The 3041-nt window shown below is 69.0% G+C and carries 2 protein-coding genes; both read right to left on the bottom strand.

Annotation, left to right across the window (positions count from 1 at the left end; all coding sequences use genetic code 11):
• Window positions 1–475: AAA family ATPase (locus APY03_RS23945; RefSeq protein WP_198161284.1), on the bottom strand; the 475-nt coding region annotated here is incomplete at its 3' end.
• A gap of 9 nt (window positions 476–484) precedes the next feature.
• The coding region (locus tag APY03_RS23940) for a helix-turn-helix transcriptional regulator (protein WP_068680748.1) at window positions 485–3041 on the bottom strand (2557 nt) is incomplete at its 5' end.

The following is a 3041-nucleotide window of genomic DNA, read 5'->3' as shown; positions in this document are numbered from 1 at the left end:
GCAAGCCTTCGAGCAGCTGATTCAGGAACTCGAAGACGCGGGCGTCCGCGACGGCATGCAGGTCATCCAGCACGATCACGCCGCCGTCCGGCGTATCGGTGGCTTCGAGGGTGTTGAGCAAGGCCGACGCCGCTTCGCGCAGGCGGCCCTGGTCCACCCGCTCGAGCAAGGCCTCCGGTGCCAGGCGCCATGGCGGATCCAGCGGCTCCAGCGCTTCGATCAGGTAGGCCAGCAGCCGCTGGAGATCATCGTCCTCGTCTGCGGTGAGCCAAACGACCGCGCAGCCCGCGGGAAGCCGTTGCAGCTGCCGCGACAGGGCAGCCGTCTTGCCGTAGCCCGCCGGGGCCACCAGAAGCACCAGCCGGCGGCTCGCCAGCGCATCGCCGAGCTGCTGCTCGAGCTCGCTGCGTTCGATCAGGCCGCTGCGGAAGCGGGGCGTCTGGATCTTGGCTCTGGCGAGGCTGGAGAAGGGCATGGCGGCGCGTCAGCCGCCGAAGCGTGTGCGATACCAGTCAGCTGCCTGCATGCGCGAGGCCAGGCCGAGCCGGTCGAGGATGCGCGCGACATGGCGCTTGACGGTGTGCGGACTCAGGTCCAGGGCTCGTGCGATCAGCTTGTTGCTCTGGCTCTCGGCGAGGAGCGCGAGGACCTGCAGTTCCCGTTCGCTGAGGCCCGCAACATTGACTGCCGGGGCACGTGGCCGCTCGCGCTGGACGGCATTGAACCGCCGCACGGCCTCGACCCATTGGCGCAAGGTCGCCAGCCCATCCCTCGTTGCGGCAGTGCCCCACGGCGCGAGCGACAGCTCGGTCAGGGTTGGCACGCCGGTGACCAGGACCTGGCCCACGTTGCCGCTGGTGGCCACCCGCTCGATCAAAGGCTCCAGCGCGCGCCAGGCGGCCGTCGGCGAGCCATCTGCGAGTTCGGCGAGCGCCAACCGGGTCCTCACCGTGGCATCGAGGCTGTTGGTGTCGAGCTGGGCCGATCTGGCCACCAACTCGCGAAGGATCGTCAAAGCCTCCCCGATGCGCCCCTCGTGTAATGCCAGCTGCGCCTTGAAGGTGCTGAGGAACATCTGCATGCTGGGGTTCCCATGGCCGACTCCGGTGTGGAACGCAGGCAGGTGCGTGCGCACGATGGGCCAGTCCCCGATGGCGGCGGAGACCCTGACGGCGATCGAAAGATAGAGCACGGGCATTTCGCCGGAGTGTTCCAGCAGGGAAACATGCTTGATGATGGCGTCGCGCGTCGCGCGCACGGCCTCCTTGTCGTCGCAGCTCACGTGGTACATGGCCTTCAGCGTCAGCAGCCGAATGCGCAATCCCGGGGGCTGGCCCAGCCACTGGGAGTCTTCCTCCATCCTCTGGAACACGGCCTCCAGATCGGCGATCCGCCCCTGCCAGAGCAGCAGCCAGGCTTCCGTCAGGTTTGCGCTCGCTTGCAGGGACCATTGCCCGTCCCCCGCCACGGCCCTGGCGCCGTTGACCAGGCGCTGGATCTGCGCGCTCACACCGGGGCGGCTGATGAGGATGTTGACGCGGGTGATGCAGCGAAACCAGAACTCGGCGCTGGCCCCTTGCATGAGCAGGTCGACCACCCGGGCGAGGTGCAGGGCGGGGCCATCGATCGGGCCGTGGTAGGCCTCGTACCAGAAATCGAGCAATTCGCTGAGCGTCTCGGTTTCACGGTCCATGGGCTGGGAGCGGACAGCCTGGCTCAAGGTCCGGGCTTGTGGCATCTGGCCGCAGAAGAACATGGCCAGCGCCTGCACGGCCCGCGCGCGCTGGGCGTCGCGGTTTCGTCCCTGGGCCTCGAAGCCGCCTGCAGCGCGTTCCATGGCCGATCTCACCGCGCCGTACTGGTAGCGCGGCCAGGCGCACAGGCCGCGTGCATAGGCCAGCGAGGGGGATGCGGCCTGGATATCGGCAGGGAACTGCTCGATGAGCCGGATCACCTGCGTGCCCTCGTCGCAGGCCAGCATGTTCGAGGTCGCGTCGGCAAGGCTCTGCTGCGCCTCGTCCCAGGCGCCTGCGCGCAAGAGGATGAGGGTGCGGCGCACAGCGTCTGCCTCGCCCTGCGCGGCAAGGCGCAGCAGCGCAGGCACCTCCTCGGGATGGAGCCGGCGCAGGCGCTCCTCCAGGAAGTCGCGGAAGAGTTCGTGCAAGCGCAGCGTCAGTTCATCGCCGTCACCCTCGAGCACGTAAGTGAACAGCCGGCGGCGCTCGATGTCTTCCAGCAGGTGGGTGGCGCGCGGATTGCCGCTGATCTGCTCGCAGCGCGCTGCCGTGAGCTCGGAAAGCACCGAGCAGCGCAGGAGAAACTCCTGCAGTTCGGGCGGCAAGTCGTCGAGAACTTCGCTGGCGAGGTATTCGAACAGGTGGCGCCGGTTGTGCCAGGTGCCCGCGGGCGCGCTGGCAGTCGATCTTTCGGATGCTTCGAGGCTCAGGCAAAGCCCGGCGGCCCAGCCCTGGGTGCGGTCGAGCAGGCGTTCCGCCTGCTCGGGGTCGTCGCGTCCGGTGGCATGGCGCCACAGGTCCTCGACTTCCTTCCTGGAGAAGCCCAGGGTGGTCTCGTCGAACTCGGCCACTTCGCGCCGCGCGCGCCAGCGCCCCAGCGCCAGCGGCGGCTCCACGCGCGATGCAATGACGAGCGTCCAGTTCTGCGGCAGGCCTTCGAGCAGGTGGCCCAGGAACTCGAACGCGCGGGCGTCCGCGACAGCATGCAGGTCGTCCAGCACGATCACGCCGTGGCTTGCCTCGGTGGCTTCGAGCGCGCCGAGCAAGGCCGACGCCGCCTCCCGCAGCTGGCCCTGGGTCACCAGTTCGAGCAAGGCCTCGGGCGCCAGGCGCCACGGGGGGTCGAGGGGTTCGAGTGCTTCGATCAGGTGGGACAGGAGCCGCTGGAGATCGTCTTCGTCGTCGGCGGTCAGCCAGGCAACGGCGCAGCCGGGGGGAAGCCGCTGCATCTGGCGCGACAGGGCCGCCGTCTTGCCGTAGCCCGCCGGCGCGACCAGAAGAACCAGGCGCCGGCTTGCGAGCGCA

Source organism: Variovorax sp. WDL1 (genome assembly GCF_001541225.1).
Taxonomy (GTDB): Bacteria; Pseudomonadota; Gammaproteobacteria; order Burkholderiales; family Burkholderiaceae_C; genus Variovorax.
The sequence above is the reverse complement of the archived record's forward strand: the minus strand, read 5'-3'. Positions and strand labels throughout refer to the sequence as shown.